We start from the raw sequence: 14,635 nt of genomic DNA, 5'->3' as shown, positions 1-14,635 counted from the left end.
CGGCCCCTCCATGGTCACCGTCCCGACGACGGAGGGTGACGATGCGGATGTGGTGGCAGGATCTCACTCAGCGTGAACGGCGGACGATGACGGCCTGCTTCGGGGGCTGGGCGCTCGATGCCTTCGACGTGCAGATCTACTCGTTCGTGATCCCGACGCTAATCGCGACGTGGGGTATGACGCAGGTCCAGGCCGGTTATGTCGGGACTGTGGCGCTCATGTTCTCCGCGATGGGGGGATGGATCGCCGGCGCCCTCAGCGACCGGTTCGGCCGGGTGCGGACCCTGCAGATCACCGTCGTCTGGTTCGCGGTCTTCACGTTCCTGAGCGGGTTCGCGACCGACTACTGGCACCTCCTCGTTCTGCGCAGCCTGCAGGGCCTGGGCTTCGGCGGGGAGTGGGCGGCCGGCGCGGTCCTGATCTCGGAGGTAATCCGGCCGACGTTCCGCGGCCGGGCCGCAGGCACAGTCCACAGCGGCTTCGCGGTCGGGTGGGCGGGGGCCGCCCTCCTGTTCACGTTGCTCTTCTCAATCCTACCGCAAGAGCAGGCGTGGCGGGTCATGTTCTGGATCGGCGTTCTGCCAGCCCTGCTCGTCATCTTCATCCGGCGCTACGTGACCGAGTCGGAGGTCTTCGAGGCCGTGGCCCGTGCGCGGTCAGCGACTGACCATCGACCTGGGATGCGACAGGTCGTGCGTATCTTCCACCGCGACCTGCTGCGGACCACGGTGCTGTCGTCCGTCTTCGCCGTCGGCCTCCAGGGCGGCTACTACGCGGTAGTCACGTGGCTGCCGACCTACTTGAAGACACAGAAGGGTCTGTCCGTCCTTGGCACCGGTTCATACCTCGCGGTGATCATCTTCGGTGCTTTCTGCGGCTTCCTGGCAGGTGCCCACCTCGCCGACTGGATCGGACGCCGTCGCACGTTCCTGCTGTTTGCCGTTCTGTCAACAATCGTCGTGTGCCTTTACACTCTCGCGCCGATCGACAACGCGCTGATGCTCGTCCTCGGCTTCCCGCTGGGCTTCTGCGCGAACGCGATGTTCGCCCCAACTGGCGCGTACTTCGCCGAGCTTTTCCCGACCGAGGTGCGCGGTACCGGGCAGGGCTTCTGCTACAACGTCGGCCGCGGAATCGGCGCCCTCTTCCCGGCGTTTGTCGGCCTGCTGAGTACGACGCTGCCTCTCGGCACGGCGATCGGACTCTACACGGCTGGGGCGTACGGTCTCGCCATCCTCGCCCTGCTGTTCCTGCCCGAGACCTGTGGCCGCGACATCACGCAGGCGACGCCCTCGGCGAAGGACGAGCTGCCGCCGCTGCCTGCAGCAGCCCCGAGCGCCTGACACGGCACCGTCGACCTCGCGCGCCGTAGCCCAGCGCGTGCCCCCTTCCGACACTGAGAGACGAACGCCTATGATTGCCGCCCCTCACGGCCTGGAGCCACCGATGCCGATCGACCGCGCGGCGCTGAGCCCGCAGAAGGAGGTCGTGCGCAAATTCTACAAAGACATGTGGGACCACGCCGACGTTCGGCTGATCCCCGAGATCTTCCACGCCGACTTCACCTTCCGTGGTTCCCTGGGACCGGTCCTGGTTGGACATGCCCAGTTCGCCGAATACGTGCGTTGGGTGACAGACTCCCTGGAGCACTACACCTCGGACATCCTCGGCCTCGTCGAGGAAGGCGATCAAGTCACCGGCAAGCTGCGGTTTCATGGCATTCACCGCAAGCCGCTGTTCGGCCAGCCGCCGACCGGCCGCCACGTCTGGTGGTACGGTGCGCCAGTCTTCACCTTCGCGCTGGGCAAGGTCCGGGACCTGTGGGTGCTAGGCGACATTCACGGTCTGATTGGGCGCATCGAGAGCGGGGCGGTCGAGCGTCCGGAGTTCAATCTCGCATCCTAGCGCGGGTGGCGTCACACCCGACACCGTACGGTTGACGCCAGGATCGAGGGTTCGGGATGATGTTCGCGCTGACTAAGATCGGCGCGCTGACAGCGCGCGACGACGTCGGGAAAGGTTAGCCGATGCACAACGACCACGGGCACAATCATCACCGGCACGATCATCACGATCGCGGAAGCGCCCTGTCGGAGACCGAGTTGCGGGTGCGCGCGCTCGAGACGCTGTTGGTCGCCAAAGGCTACGTTGACCCGGCCGCGCTCGAGGCGATCATAGAGACGTACGAGACAAAGATCGGGCCGCGCAACGGCGCCCGCGTCGTGGCGAGAGCTTGGAATGATCCGGCCTATCGCGACTGGCTTCTGCGGGACGCCACCGCCGCGATAGCCGCCCTCGGCTTCGGCGGCCGGCAGGGCGAGCACATGGTGGCCGTTGAGAACACCGAGGCGCAGCATAACCTCGTGGTCTGCACCCTGTGCTCCTGCTACCCCTGGCCGGTGCTCGGCCTGCCGCCGGCCTGGTACAAGAGCCCGGCCTACCGCTCGCGCGCAGTGATCGACCCGCGCGGTGTGCTGGCCGAGTTCGGCGTCAGCCTGCCCGCGGACCGGCAGATCCGGGTCTGGGACTCGACCGCCGAGACGCGCTACTTCGTCATTCCGCAGCGCCCGCCCGGCAGCGAGGGGCTCGACGAGGCGGCGCTCGCCGACCTCGTCACTCGCGACTCGATGATCGGCGCAGGCGTCGCCCGTCAGCCGGCGGCCGCCTCATGAACGGACCGCAGGATGTCGGCGGCATGATGGGCTTCGGCCCCGTCGTGCCGGAGCCTGAGGCAGTCCGCTTCCACGCGGACTGGGAGAAGCGGGTGCTCGCCGTGACGCTGGCGGCCTCGGCCACCGGCGTTTGGACCATCGACGCCATGCGCTTCAGCCGGGAGTCGCTGCCCCCGGCCATGTACTACGGCTCGTCCTACTACCGGATCTGGCTGGAGGCGCTGACGAACCGGCTGATCGCGGAGGGGATGGTCACGGCCGAAGAGGTCGCGGCCGGAGCGTCCCGGGAGCCCGCTCGTTCGGTGCCGAGAGTGCTCCGCGCGGAAGCGGTCGGCCCGGCGCTCGCCGCGGGCACACGGTACGCGCGTGAGCCGTCCGCGCCGGCGCGCTTCTCCGTGAATGAGGCCGTGCGCATGCGGGTGATCAACCTGCCGACTCACACTCGCCTGCCGCGCTACGTGCGCGGAAAGGTTGGGACGGTCGAACGGGCGCACGGCGTCTTCGTGCTGCCGGACACCAATGCCCACGGCCTCGGCGAGGACCCGCAATGGCTCTACACGATCCGCTTCGGCGGCACCGAGCTGTGGGGTGTAGAGGCCGACCCGACGCTAAGCGTCTCGGTGGATGCCTGGGAGAGCTATCTTGAGCCCGTCACCTGATCGGTCGAACAGCGAGGCGCCTGTGTTCCGCGAGCCCTGGGAGGCCCAGGTCTTCGCGATGGCGGTGTCGCTGCACGAGGCGGGACTGTTTACCTGGCCGGAATGGACCGAGGCGCTGGCGGCGGCGATGCGCGCCGATCCCGCCTCCGCGCCCTGCGGCGAGGCCACCTATCAGGCTTGGCTATGCGCCCTCGAGGCGATCCTGGTTCGCAAGGCCGTGACTGACCGGGATGGACTTGCCGCGTTGCGGGATGCCTGGGATCTAGCTGCCCGCTCGACCCCGCACGGGCAACCCATCGTCCTCGACGCGCGCCGCGCCCATGGCTGAACGGCGTGAGCGTCGCGCGCCGAGCTCGTCAGGCTCCGTCGATCCGAGCGCCTATCGCACCCTCACGCTGCCATGGGCGGGGTCGCACGGTGAAACGCCGTTGCGGCTTCGAAGGCGAACCCGATGCGAAGCGCTTGTGCCTCATCGAAAGGCCGGCAGACGATCTGCAGCGAGATCGGCAGGCCCGTCGCGGACAGCCCGTTCGGTATAGCGAGCGCGCAGAAGTCGATCTGGTTGACGAAGCGCGTCAGGACCGCCGGCGTCGTCGCCTCGTCCACCTTGGCGAGCGGGATCGGCAGGGTGCGCGCCGTCGGGACGAGCAGCGCATTGACCGTGCCGAAGGCCTGCAGCATCTCGCGGGCATCGGCCTTGGCGCGCCAGGGCGGCGATGTAGGTCCGCGCGTCTACGGCCCCACTTAGGATCCGCCGGCGCACGCCCGGATTAATCGGGGGGCCAGAATCCTCGGCGAACGTCCCATAGAGCGCGTAGGCCTCGGCCATCATGATATCATCGAAGTTGCAGCGGACGTTTTAGGCTGAGCGTCGAGCCCTCTGTGGTCGCGCCCGGGGTGCGCGCCTCACGGAGGATGTAGTGGCCTGTTCCAGGTGACCGCCCGACCCCTGATCGTCAAAGATTTGTTTTTCGTCCGAACGGTCAGTCGCGCGACGCCTGCCGCAGGGCCAATCGGACGACCAACACGTGACCAGCCATGATCGCGGCAAGGTAGCCCCGGCCGAGAAGGCCGTGGCAACGCACAATCGTCGTGGCCGTTAGATCCTCCCTGCCGTCCGGCCGTGCGGTCAGCATCAGGGACAGGCGAAAATCGAGGTGCCGGTCGTCCTCGCCGAGCACGATCTCCTGTTGCGAGCGCGACAGGACGGGGGAAAAGTCGATTCGGTCGGCATCCCGGCTGCGGAGGTGATCGCGGATCTGACGCGAGGTTCGCACACCGAAAGGACGCACGGCCGCGTCGCGCAACCGCATCGCGACTCCGAACCACGGTGCGGGATTTCGGAGCGACCGCTCGGCCAGGGCAGCCAGGTCATGTGGTCCCCGTCCTGGCAGCGTCACTGCGAAGGCGTCGGCGAGGTCGGCTCCTTCGTACCAGCCCGCGATAGCGCTCGCCGTCGGCGGCGGAACGGACCGTACGCCCGTGCCCGATGACGAACCCATCACGATGCTCCCGTGGTCATGCTGCGTCCGTGCACCGGGTGACGACTCCCAGGCTTGGATCTCCGAACGAGACCGGAGGTCCGCGACGCCTACTCGTACCACCGTCGGTCGCCTCCGTCGCAGGCGAACCGGATCCACTCGATCCCGTCAAAGTCGAGCTTCCGGCATGCGATTGGCCGGACCCGATGTGACGGTACCAGATCACGTCCCACGGCAGCGTGACGGACGGAGCGGCGCGACGTCTACGTACGGCCGAAGCTTGCTCTGGAGCCCCTCCTCGCCTGCGCCAGCGTTCGCCGGCGCGTCATCCAGAGTCGTGCGAGGCGGATGTCGCGTGCCCCTCCGAGAAACGATCGAGGGCCGCCCTCGTCACCTCGTCGGCTTGGACCGTGCGGTCAGCTTGTTTCCGTCCGGATCACGGAGGTAGGCGACGAAGGACCCGTTCGGGCGCTCCGCGGGCGGGCTTTCAATCGCGGTACCGCCGTGCTTGGCGCCAGCCTCGTGCCACGCGCGAACGCGGTCCGGGCTCTCGGCGGCGATACCGATGGTCCCGCCGTTGGCCGCGGTCGCCGGCTGCCCGTCGATTGGCTTGGTAATCATTAGGCGACCGCCTTCGTGGGCGTAGATCAGCCTGCCCCTAGCATCCATCTCACCCGGCTCGCCGCCCAACGCGGCGAACGTGGCGTCGTAGAAGGCTCTTGACCGGTCGAGATCGTTGCTGCCGATCATCACGTGGGTGAACATGTCTGCTCCATGATGAGGGGCCGGCACAATCGTACTATCGACCGCCGACGCGGGGCTGATCGTTTGGACGATGCAGGATGCGCCCATACAGCGCGATCAATTCGCTCCACCCGCGTTCCGCGGCCACTCGATCGTAGACCGGAAAGTCCGGAATCATCCAGCCATGTTCGGCGGGATAGGTCTCGGCACGGAATGTCACGCCGGCGTCGCTCAGCGCGGCCTCCAGTGTGGCGGCCATCTCGGTCGGGTAGCTACGGTCGTCCTCGGCCGCCGCGACGTAGACCTCGGCCTCGATGCACGGTGCGCCACGGTGGGGACTGGTCGGCGCGTCGGTGGCGAGGTTCCCGCCGTGAAAGCTCGCGACGGCGGCGAAGCGGTCGGGGAACGCGGCCGCCGCGCCGAGAGCCATGCCACCGCCCATGCAGAAGCCGACCGCGCCGATACGTTGGCCACTGACGTCGCCGCGCGCGGCAAGACAGGCGATGATCGCGCTCGTATCTTCGGCAGCCTTGTCGTTCCCCGTCGTGGCCATCAGCGGCCCCAGGATCGCGCGGTAGTCGCCTGCGAGGACGTCCCTGGGCACGAAGGGGCCGTAGGGTCCGTAGCGGTAGAAAAGGTCCGGCAGCAGCACGACGTAACCTGCTCCCGCGAGCCGCCGCGCCATGTCGATCATGGCGGGCCGGATCCCGCCAGCGTCCATGTACATGATCGCGCCCGGCCACGGACCCTTGCCGTCGGGCGTCAATACGTGCGTGGGGCATTCGCCATCTGAGGTGCGGACGACGACGTGTTCATGCGGCATGACGCGGCTCCGAGAGCGGGATGCAGCAGGGAATGGAGGGGCGGGTGACGACCAACGCGTAGGGCCGCTACCGCATCCCGCCGTCGAGCTTCTTGCTCCGGAGCCAGGTCCGGACGGCATCGATGTGCTCCGCAGCCCGCTCCAGCGGTAGCCAGTGCCCGGCTGGCAGGCTCACGACAGTCAGGTCGCTACAGGCTGCACGCATCGGGTCGCCCTGGCGATTGCCGGTGATAGTGCAGACCTGATCGAAGTGGCCGTCGATGAATAGCACGGGCTGAGAGAGGCGGCCGTGATCGGAAGCCTGCCGCGCGTAGGCGACGGCGGCATCGTCGTTCAGGTACCACGCGCAGGGCGGATGGAAGCCCGTAATCTCGAACGCCCGCACCAAATCGTCGAAATCTGCCGCTGACCAGATTAGTGGGTCGCGCTCAGTCGGCGGGGCCCGGTGCGCGTCGCCGAAGCGCCCCCCGTTCCGCGTCACCAACGCAAGCGGCGCGACCTTGCCGAGCGTGGCCGGGCTGCCCGACCGAAAGATCGAGGCCAGCGATGCCCTGCGGTCCGCATCCAAGTCCGCCACCGCCGCCTCGAAGTGCGTGGTGTAGAAGCGGTAGTAGTCCCACTGGCCGTCCGGGTACCGGTCAGCCGGGTAGATCGTCCGGTCGACGAGCGGGACCAGCGTCTGCAGAGCGTGACCGGCGGGCTGATAGGCCAGCGAGGTCAGCACCACCCCGCAGCTGCGCTGCGGATGGTGGGCGGCCAACGCGCCGACCACGACACAGCCCCAATCGTGGCCGACCCAGATCGCGGGCTTGCCGCCCAGATGGTCGTGAAGCTCCACCACGTCGGCGACGACGTTCTCGACGGCGTAGGCCTCGACCGCCGCGGGCGCGGACGAGCTGCCGAAACCGCGCAGGTCGGGCGCGACGCAGCGCCACCCGTCGTCGGCGAACGCCCCCATCTGGCTGCGCCACATCAGGCCGATGCTCGGCCAGCCGTGGAGGAAGATCATCAACGGTCCGTCGAACGGTCCGCATTCAAGGTAGTGCGTTCGGTGGCGAGGGGTGCCGAACGAATGCGAGACAAGCGCAGGCGAGGACATGCCTAAAGCTGCTCCTGACGAGGTGGCCACGCTCGATCCGACGCCGCATCGACAACCTGTCTGTACAGTGTCACGCGCGCTTCTCCCCCTGCCTTTCCGCTGCGAGGGCCTCCCGCACCGAGGGCCGCGTTGCCACGCGTCCGGAGAGGTCGATCATGCGGGGGAACGGGCTCAGGTTAAAGCCGGTGATCGATGCCCAAGCCTGCACCACGAAGAGGTAGATGTCGGGCAGGGCGAAGCTTTCGCCGGCCAGGAAGGGGCGCCCATCCGCGAGCGCTCGCTCGACGATGAGGAAACCGCGATTCAGACTCTCTGTCGCGGCGGCCCGAGCGTCCAGTGATACTCTGGGATCGAACAGGGGGCCGAACGGCTTGTGAAGCTCGGTGCCGATGAAGTGCAGCCAAGCGTTGGCCCGGGCGCGCTCGACGGTGCCCGGCGGAGGAACGAGGATGCCGGGTGCGTAGACGTCCGCTAGGTACTGCGTAATCGCGGGCCCCTCCGTCAGGACCTCGCCGTCGGCGAGTTGCAGGGCGGGCACGTAGCCCTTCAGGTTGACCGCGCGGTAATCCTCTCCGGACGCCGTCTGCTTGGTTGCGAGGTCGACACGCTCCAACGTGAACGGCAGGCCGAGTTCGCGGAGCACGATGTGCGGCGAGAGGGAGCACGAGCCGGGAGCGTAGAAGAGCTTCACTGAAACCAACCTGCAGAGATCCTCGGGGATGAGACCGCGCTTGGCGCGGGGGCATCAGGTAAGCGGAGACTTGGCGACCCCGTCCTGTGCGGCCGTGCGAGCTGCTTCCACCGTCTCGCGCCGCCGGCGGGCGTCCGAGAACGTTACCGAACTCCGGGATCCCGTCAGGATGTCGGCGGCGAAGGCGTCGTAGGCGCGGGCGATGTTACGGGCCGGTTCTGCGAGCGCCCCCAGACCTCCGAGGCCCTCCGCCGTATCCGGAGGCGGAAGGGCGTCCCAGCGCTTAGTCTCGGCATCCCAAACCTCCAGTCTCAGGGGACGCCACATCAAGTAGCCGGCGGACGAGATGCGTAGCACCCCTCGCTCGCCCTGGATCTCCCAAGTGAAGGACGGGTCGCCGCTTCCGGCCCGCATCTGGAAGCTCGCGACCGCGCCGTCTTCGAGCAGCCCGCAGACGGCGATCTGGTCGGGAGACGTGGCCGTCCTCGTCTCACCCGTCTGGCGCACTCTGACGCGCGGCTTGCTGACGGCGGTGACGGCCGAGACAGTCACTAGTTCGCCCAGGACGAAGCACAGGGCATCGATGTAGTGCCCACTGTGGATCGTGAGCGGATTAGCCCCGTTCGCTGCATCGAGCAGGTAGGCGTTGCCCTCGTCGACGGAGCCGACCGAGAGCTCGTCGTAGGCCAGGAGCGACGTCGAGAGGATGCGGCCGAGCCGGCCCGTAACCACCAGGTCTCTCGCCTGACGGAGCCAAGGCGAGAACCGACCTTGGAGACCGACCGCTGTCGCCACGTTCCGATCCCGGGCCAACGCGTCGAGGGTGCGCGCCTCCTCGACCGTGCGCCCGAACGGCCATTCGCAGTACACCGGCTTGCCACACAGTAGCGCCTGCCGCACGAGCCCGAAGTGATCGGGCGCCTTCACAGCGATGACGACCGCATCGACCTCCTCGTACTCGATCATGGCCGCGGGATCGCCGAACCAAAGCGGCGCCCCGAACGCCTCAGCCGCAATGCGTGCCGACGCCTCACTGCGGGTCGCGACGGCGTGCAGGGTCAGCGAAGGTATCGCTTGTAGAGCCGGCACATGCGCGGACCCCGCCCAGCCGCGCCTGGGCGTCGCGCCGACGATGCCGATCCTGATCTTCCGTTCGCGCACCGCTCCATCCCGCATCGTATTGCTTTCTTCGGCCACCTCACGACGAGTGTGGCGCGTTCCGATGCGTGCGATAAGCTCGGATGGATGGAATGAGCCGTTGAATGAGATCGCACGATGCAACGTCCCAGCCTCGACGATCTTGCCGCCTTCGCGGTGGTCGCGCGCCTGCGCAGCTTCCGGCGTGCGGCGGCCGAGCTTGGGACCTCAACCTCGAACCTGAGCCACACCATACGGCGTCTGGAGACGCGGCTCGGTGTCCGGCTTCTGCAGCGCAACAGTCGCAGCGTGTCTGTCAGCGAGGCCGGAGAGGCCGTACTCGGCACCCTCGGACCGGCGCTTCAAGGGATCGAGAGCGTCCTCCAGGCCCTAGACCGCGGCCGGCAGGGCGTATCGGGAACGCTCCGGCTCACAGCAACACGACAGGCCTACGAGGCCGTCATCCGCCCCGTCCTGCCGGCGTTCGTAGAGGAACACCCGGAGGCGACGGTCGAGGTCCTCGTCGAGTATGCTTTCCGGGATATCGTGGCCGACGGGTTCGATGCCGGCATCCGGTTCGGGGAGAAGATCGAGCGGGACATGATCGCCCTCAAGGTTGGCCCTGACCTGCGCATGGCGGTGGTCGCGTCACCCGGCTACCTCGCGCGGTACGGCACGCCCGAGCATCCCCGCGACCTCGTGCGCCACCGCTGCATCCACTACCGCATGACGTCGGCCGGCAACCTGCTCCCGTGGCGGTTCCGCAGGGGTGGGGAGGAGTTCGAGGTACGCGTATTGGGTCCGCTGACCTTCAACGATCCTTCGCTCACGCTGGACTGCGCGCTGAAGGGGCTCGGTGTCGGCTACATGCTCGAACCGGATGTCGCGACCGAGATCGCGCGAGGTTCGCTGATCCGGCTGTTCGAGGCGTGGACGCCGCCATTTCCCGGCTTCTTCCTCTACCATCCCTCGCGTCGACAGATGCGCCCCGTGTTCGCAGCATTCCTAGACTTTCTTCGTCCCCTCGCGGCGTCCCGGCACCCTGACGCCTCCCGCGCGCATGTCGAGGCGGGGTGAGCGCACGATTGCGTTCCGCCCCGGGATGGTCACGGCGCATCGCACGCGTTGCTCGTCGGGCAACGGGCCTCATCGTCGTCTTCGGTGCCACGCTACCTGCCGAGGCCGTCAACACCCTTGGCATCTCCATAGCCTCACGCGACGCGATCAGCCGCGGCGCGACAGACATGCCGGGATTCGAGCATGACCTCCGCTTGACGCAACGGCTCGCCGAGCTGGAAGATTTGGCCGAGAGTGGAACAAGCCAAGCCACCGACAGGTGGCCTGAGGCCCTAGCCGCACCGGCAGTCTGAGGTTCAGCCATGCCCTTCGAGGACGCGACCGAACAGGCCGCCCAAGTGGCGGCTAAGAGCATATCGCCGGTCGAGCTCGTGCAGGCTCACATCGATCGGATCAAGGCGGTGGACCCGCAGCTGAACGCGGTCGTGACGCTCGTGGCGGAGCGCGCCCTCGCGGAAGCACGAGCGGCCGAGCAGGCCGTGCGGCGCGGCGAAGATCTCGGGCCGCTTCATGGCGTGCCATTTACGGTCAAGGACTCGCTCGATACCGCCGAGGTACCGACGCAGCGCGGCTCACCGATCTTCCGGGGACGTATCCCGACCGTGGACGCGACGAGCGTCGCCCGCCTTCGGCAGGCGGGCGCTATCCTGCTCGCCAAGACGAACCTGCCCGAGTTCTCCTACGCGATTGAGACCGACAACCTGCTCACCGGCCGGACCAACAACCCGTGGGATCTAAGCCGGACACCGGGCGGATCGAGCGGGGGCGAGTCGGCGGCGATCGCGGCCGGCCTGTCGCCACTCGGTCTCGGTAGCGACGTCGCGATCTCCGTGCGCGGCCCAGCCGCTCATACCGGGATCGTGGCGCTCAAGGCGACCCACGGACGTATCCCGACCACGGGTCATTGGCCCGAGGTGCCCAGGCGGCTCTGGCATGTCGGCCCCATGGCGAGGAGCGTGCGCGACGTTGCGCTCGCCTACCGACTCCTCGCCGGACCGGACGGGATCGACGGCTACGCCAACAGCCCGGTCGATCTCGATGCGGGCTGCGGACCAAAGCCGACCCGACGAATGCGGGTCGGATGGCTAGTGGAGCCCGGTTTCGGACCCATCGACCCTGAGGTGGCGGCGACCGTCGTCGATGCGGCGCGCGCGTTGTCGAGCGCCGATTTTGACGTCCAGCCCGTTCGCATCCCGACGCTGGAGGAGATTGACGGCATCGATTTGTACCTCAAGCTACAGGGACCTGAGGTGAAGCCCGTCGTCGCGGAGGCGACCACTGGGCACCATGATCAGATCTTCAAGTACACCGCGCGGATCTTGGGGGCGCCGGATGTCGCCGCGGGGGAATACGTGGCTGCGAGCCAAGCGGTCGAGCGCCTCAGGGGCGGGTTCGCAGACTTCTTCCGTCGCTACGACGCGCTCCTCTGTCCAGTCACCCCAGTGCCGGCGACACCGCACGGCCTTTCGGAGCTCGTGATCGAGGGCCAGAGCGTCACGGCGCGGCACATCCTACGCGCAACAGTTCCATTCAACTTGACCGGTCTTCCCGCCTTGTCGATGCGCTTCGGCACGAGCCGCGAGGGATTGCCGATCGGCATACAGATCACCTCCCGGTGGTTTGCCGAGTCGACCGTCCTGCATATCGCGGCGCAGCTGGAAGCCGCCAACGCGGTCGCGGGTCTGCGACCACAACTCTAAGCTCGCCCACAACGGGTATGTCGCGGTCTCCAGATTGAAGTGTCATCAAGACTCGGCATCACGCAGCAGCACTTCGCGCCAATCGTCAGCTGCGTCGAATTTTTGCTTCTTGGCCGAGCCGAGCGTTGAAGCAGAATGGCCGCAACCGGCCAAACCCTGCTGACGCCGATAAGCCCTCAATTATTTCAGACAGGTGGCTCTGGAGAGCACCGGTGCCTAGCGCTGACATCCGCGCGGCGTCAGCGACCGCATCAATGAGGTGGTGTGCTGAAGCTCGCTACCGTTCAGGGGACGACGCTCGCCACGTTCACCTCAGGGAAACAGACTGCTGCCAACGTCCGACCCGCCGATGCGAGAGCGCGCTGCCGGTCCGCTATCATCCCGCGCAACGCCTCAGGCAGTTCCAGCTCGCGCGCGATGGCTGATTGTTCCAAGAGCCTGTATCGCCACGCCGCAACGTGCGGATGCAAGTCACCGATTGGATAGCCGGCGCAGGCTAGGCGCTCGACGTAGACCAGCCACGCCACGTCGACGATCGAGAGGTGGTCGCCCAGCACGTGGCTCGACGCGGCGAGGGCAGTGTCCACCTCGTCGAGTGCGTCGCGCAGCCGGGCTGCCGACGCCCGCGCCTGCTGGTCGCTTACTCCGTTCTCGAGGTAGCCAGACCAGAATGATACCTCTCGCTCGACATCGCGGTCCCGCGCGCCCCGGACTGTGCCGGCGTCGGCAGCATAGCGATCCAAATCCTGCCGCGACTTCGTAGGATGAGCGGGGTCGATCAGGAAGCGGAAGGTCAGTGTTCGCAGATCGAGATGCAGGTCGTTCTCGTGACGCAGCATCGCCGCGACCTCTTCACTCCTGCCGGCAGGGACAAGACGGGGTTCGGGATGCTCCCGCTCCAAGTGGAGGATGATGTCGTTGCTCTCGATGTGAACGACGCCATCCTCTACTATCGCAGGTACCAGGCCACGCGGGTTAATGCCAAGGTAGTAGGGGGTGAGATGCGCGTTGGCGACGATGTCGATCGGATGGCTGCGCCAATCAAGACCCTTGAGATTGAGAAAGATGCGCAGCTTCTGCGAGCACGACGAAAGGGGATAGTGAAAGACGTGCAGGCCCTTCCAGTCGAGCACTTCTCTCGTCCGGATGTCAGTTTCGACCAACTGCACCATATCGCTACCTACTCTTGGCAATTTTCGTCCCGCCATACGCTTATCGTCAGCATCAGTGAAGCCTGCCCCCCCATCGTGCTTAGCGATGGAAGAGGCAGTCCGCATTTCCGGCGGACCTCATCCAAAGCAGCCATTCTGCTTACGGCCAGACCACGTCATGCCGGATCGCCTGAGCGCGCAAAACCGGACGTTCGGCTGTGCGCCCATCTCGGCCATCCAGCTGGCGATGACGAGGTCCCGTAAGCGGACGCTACTAGGCAGCCAAGGCGAGACAGCCTCGTATCGCATTACGCGCAAAGGCGCTGTATGCTCAGCGCGCAGGTTTGCTTTCGTATGCGGCGCGCCTGCGCGCACGGATGTCGATGACGAGGGCGAGACCCAGCATCAGTGTGATCCCGCCCAGGTTCATCACGAACTGCAACGGCCAGACGGGTCCGAAGGTCCGGTTGCTCAAGCGTGCACGGATCAAGAGTCAGACCCTCACCGATCGCCGCTTCGGCCATCACGCACAGGCCGCCTAACCTCTCCACCCAGATGGATCAGAGCCTCCGTTCCTGAGCGTCCCGAACCGTCTTAAATTTTCTGACGACGGACGCTCGCGGATACCATTAGGGCCAGCGGTCGACATGAACGACTGCATGGACAGGCCGGACACAAGACTGCACCCAACCAACCCGTCAGAAGCTTAAATCGCTACTTGCAATGCGGGAGCCATCCACACAGGACATGACCCAGGGACGGTCGCAGGTGCTCTGGGCCCGCTGGGAGGACCCCGATAGGACGCTCCACACACGCGTCGTGCGCAGGTGCGACCTGACCAGACCGAACCTCTGGTACGCCTTGCAGGTCGTCGAGAACGAGGACCAGGCATTCGGCTCCGCTGAGATCTTCCGGCGACGAGATCCCGCTCGCGGAGGACGGCGTCACCTTGGGGCTGCTGGAGCCGGTTGTGCCAGAGCACCACATTGCCAAGCTCATGTCCGGCCGGTTCCCGACTTGTGAACAGCGTCAGCGGTAGAAGGCGCGCGGTACGGCGGGCCCGGACTTGGGCATCAGTCGGCCTATAGCTCAATCAGCCAGCTCGGATCCCTTCGTGGCCGAACTAATAAAATATTCAGAATCTAATTGTTAGGCACAAAAAAGGCCCGGCACAAAGGCCGGACCAAATAACTCGCAAAGCACGGGTTTTTTACGTCAGCACAGGAAATTTAGCTCCGGTGCTGACGTCACAGCGCCTCTTAGAAATCGCGCTGGATGCGGACGCGAATCTGCTGAACCGATTGCTCGGTCGCGGTGCGTACCGGCCCACCAGCGTTAATCGAGGCGACACGAGCCGCTGTATACGCAGTCGGATCCTTGTCAATGTCGATCACGCGGCCA

General features: G+C 66.5%; 16 protein-coding genes. 7 read left to right on the top strand and 9 right to left on the bottom strand.

Annotated features, from left to right (window positions below):
• The first annotated feature begins 41 nt into the window (after positions 1 to 41).
• From MKK75_RS21510 to MKK75_RS21490, 5 genes are all read left to right on the top strand, one after another.
• Positions 42 to 1,343 (top strand): MFS transporter, encoded by a 1,302-nt coding sequence (locus MKK75_RS21510; protein ID WP_313901881.1) that lies wholly within the window; start codon positions 42 to 44, stop codon positions 1,341 to 1,343.
• Between the two features lie 103 nt (positions 1,344 to 1,446).
• Positions 1,447 to 1,905 (top strand): ester cyclase, encoded by a 459-nt coding sequence (locus MKK75_RS21505; protein WP_243903499.1) that lies wholly within the window; start codon positions 1,447 to 1,449, stop codon positions 1,903 to 1,905.
• Positions 1,906 to 2,027: 122 nt separating this feature from the next.
• Entirely contained in the window at positions 2,028 to 2,672 is a 645-nt protein-coding gene (gene nthA, locus MKK75_RS21500) for a nitrile hydratase subunit alpha (protein WP_244044551.1), read from the top strand.
• Positions 2,669 to 3,331, top strand: a complete 663-nt coding sequence (gene nthB, locus MKK75_RS21495) for a nitrile hydratase subunit beta (RefSeq protein ID WP_244044550.1) — start codon at positions 2,669 to 2,671, stop codon at positions 3,329 to 3,331. The genes nthA and nthB overlap by 4 nt, the downstream gene beginning before the upstream one ends.
• A complete protein-coding gene (locus MKK75_RS21490; protein ID WP_313901431.1) occupies positions 3,315 to 3,659 on the top strand; it encodes a nitrile hydratase accessory protein in 345 nt (114 codons plus the stop codon). Before nthB ends, MKK75_RS21490 begins: the two co-directional genes overlap by 17 nt.
• 62 nt (positions 3,660 to 3,721) lie before the next feature.
• Here MKK75_RS21490 and MKK75_RS21485 read toward each other — a convergent pair whose 3' ends face one another.
• The 7 genes from MKK75_RS21485 to MKK75_RS21455 form a co-directional block, all read right to left on the bottom strand.
• Complete coding sequence (locus MKK75_RS21485; RefSeq protein ID WP_244044549.1) at positions 3,722 to 4,012, bottom strand: amidase family protein; 291 nt, start codon at positions 4,010 to 4,012, stop codon at positions 3,722 to 3,724.
• Between the two features lie 302 nt (positions 4,013 to 4,314).
• Positions 4,315 to 4,833: a DUF2867 domain-containing protein gene (locus tag MKK75_RS21480; protein ID WP_244044548.1), complete on the bottom strand. Its 519-nt coding sequence runs from the start codon at positions 4,831 to 4,833 to the stop codon at positions 4,315 to 4,317.
• Positions 4,834 to 5,202: 369 nt separating this feature from the next.
• Positions 5,203 to 5,577: a VOC family protein gene (locus tag MKK75_RS21475; protein WP_244044547.1), complete on the bottom strand. Its 375-nt coding sequence runs from the start codon at positions 5,575 to 5,577 to the stop codon at positions 5,203 to 5,205.
• A gap of 34 nt (positions 5,578 to 5,611) precedes the next feature.
• Entirely contained in the window at positions 5,612 to 6,379 is a 768-nt protein-coding gene (locus MKK75_RS21470) for a dienelactone hydrolase family protein (protein WP_244044546.1), read from the bottom strand.
• A 67-nt stretch (positions 6,380 to 6,446) separates the two neighbouring features.
• Complete coding sequence (locus MKK75_RS21465; protein WP_244044545.1) at positions 6,447 to 7,388, bottom strand: alpha/beta hydrolase; 942 nt, start codon at positions 7,386 to 7,388, stop codon at positions 6,447 to 6,449.
• A 160-nt stretch (positions 7,389 to 7,548) separates the two neighbouring features.
• Entirely contained in the window at positions 7,549 to 8,169 is a 621-nt protein-coding gene (gene gstA / locus MKK75_RS21460; protein ID WP_244044544.1) for a glutathione transferase GstA, read from the bottom strand.
• A gap of 54 nt (positions 8,170 to 8,223) precedes the next feature.
• The gene (locus tag MKK75_RS21455; protein WP_244044543.1) at positions 8,224 to 9,450 is read right to left on the bottom strand and encodes a Gfo/Idh/MocA family protein; all 1,227 of its coding nucleotides are present in this window, start codon (positions 9,448 to 9,450) and stop codon (positions 8,224 to 8,226) included.
• Here MKK75_RS21455 and MKK75_RS21450 point away from each other — a divergent pair.
• Both MKK75_RS21450 and MKK75_RS21445 read left to right on the top strand, forming a co-directional pair.
• The gene (locus tag MKK75_RS21450) at positions 9,445 to 10,383 is read left to right on the top strand and encodes a LysR family transcriptional regulator (RefSeq protein WP_244044542.1); all 939 of its coding nucleotides are present in this window, start codon (positions 9,445 to 9,447) and stop codon (positions 10,381 to 10,383) included. The two genes, MKK75_RS21455 and MKK75_RS21450, sit on opposite strands and share 6 nt — an antisense overlap.
• Before the next feature lie 302 nt (positions 10,384 to 10,685).
• Positions 10,686 to 12,083 carry an amidase gene (locus tag MKK75_RS21445; RefSeq protein ID WP_244044541.1) on the top strand — a complete coding sequence of 466 codons (1,398 nt, stop codon included), beginning with the start codon at positions 10,686 to 10,688 and terminating at the stop codon, positions 12,081 to 12,083.
• A gap of 284 nt (positions 12,084 to 12,367) precedes the next feature.
• Here MKK75_RS21445 and MKK75_RS21440 read toward each other — a convergent pair whose 3' ends face one another.
• The gene (locus tag MKK75_RS21440; RefSeq protein ID WP_244044540.1) at positions 12,368 to 13,255 is read right to left on the bottom strand and encodes a glutathione S-transferase family protein; all 888 of its coding nucleotides are present in this window, start codon (positions 13,253 to 13,255) and stop codon (positions 12,368 to 12,370) included.
• Between the two features lie 310 nt (positions 13,256 to 13,565).
• A complete protein-coding gene (locus MKK75_RS21435) occupies positions 13,566 to 13,709 on the bottom strand; it encodes a hypothetical protein (protein ID WP_244044539.1) in 144 nt (47 codons plus the stop codon).
• Between the last annotated feature and the right edge of the window lie 926 nt (positions 13,710 to 14,635).

It is taken from the genome of Methylobacterium sp. J-030, from assembly GCF_022829545.1.
Classification (GTDB): Bacteria; Pseudomonadota; Alphaproteobacteria; order Rhizobiales; family Beijerinckiaceae; genus Methylobacterium.
This window is presented reverse-complemented; position numbering and strand designations above follow the sequence as displayed.

What these genes read in the sequence shown, in the direction of transcription:
- MKK75_RS21510 (WP_313901881.1), top strand. Translation starts at nt 42, where the DNA reads ATGCGGATGTGGTGGCAGGATCTCACTCAGCGTGAACGGCGGACGATG.
- MKK75_RS21505 (WP_243903499.1), top strand. Translation starts at nt 1,447, where the DNA reads ATGCCGATCGACCGCGCGGCGCTGAGCCCGCAGAAGGAGGTCGTGCGC.
- nthA (WP_244044551.1), top strand. Translation starts at nt 2,028, where the DNA reads ATGCACAACGACCACGGGCACAATCATCACCGGCACGATCATCACGAT.
- nthB (WP_244044550.1), top strand. Translation starts at nt 2,669, where the DNA reads ATGAACGGACCGCAGGATGTCGGCGGCATGATGGGCTTCGGCCCCGTC.
- MKK75_RS21485 (WP_244044549.1), bottom strand. Translation starts at nt 4,012, where the DNA reads ATGCTGCAGGCCTTCGGCACGGTCAATGCGCTGCTCGTCCCGACGGCG.
- MKK75_RS21480 (WP_244044548.1), bottom strand. Translation starts at nt 4,833, where the DNA reads ATGGGTTCGTCATCGGGCACGGGCGTACGGTCCGTTCCGCCGCCGACG.
- MKK75_RS21475 (WP_244044547.1), bottom strand. Translation starts at nt 5,577, where the DNA reads ATGTTCACCCACGTGATGATCGGCAGCAACGATCTCGACCGGTCAAGA.
- MKK75_RS21470 (WP_244044546.1), bottom strand. Translation starts at nt 6,379, where the DNA reads ATGCCGCATGAACACGTCGTCGTCCGCACCTCAGATGGCGAATGCCCC.
- MKK75_RS21465 (WP_244044545.1), bottom strand. Translation starts at nt 7,388, where the DNA reads ATGATCTTCCTCCACGGCTGGCCGAGCATCGGCCTGATGTGGCGCAGC.
- MKK75_RS21450 (WP_244044542.1), top strand. Translation starts at nt 9,445, where the DNA reads ATGCAACGTCCCAGCCTCGACGATCTTGCCGCCTTCGCGGTGGTCGCG.
- MKK75_RS21445 (WP_244044541.1), top strand. Translation starts at nt 10,686, where the DNA reads ATGCCCTTCGAGGACGCGACCGAACAGGCCGCCCAAGTGGCGGCTAAG.
- MKK75_RS21440 (WP_244044540.1), bottom strand. Translation starts at nt 13,255, where the DNA reads ATGGTGCAGTTGGTCGAAACTGACATCCGGACGAGAGAAGTGCTCGAC.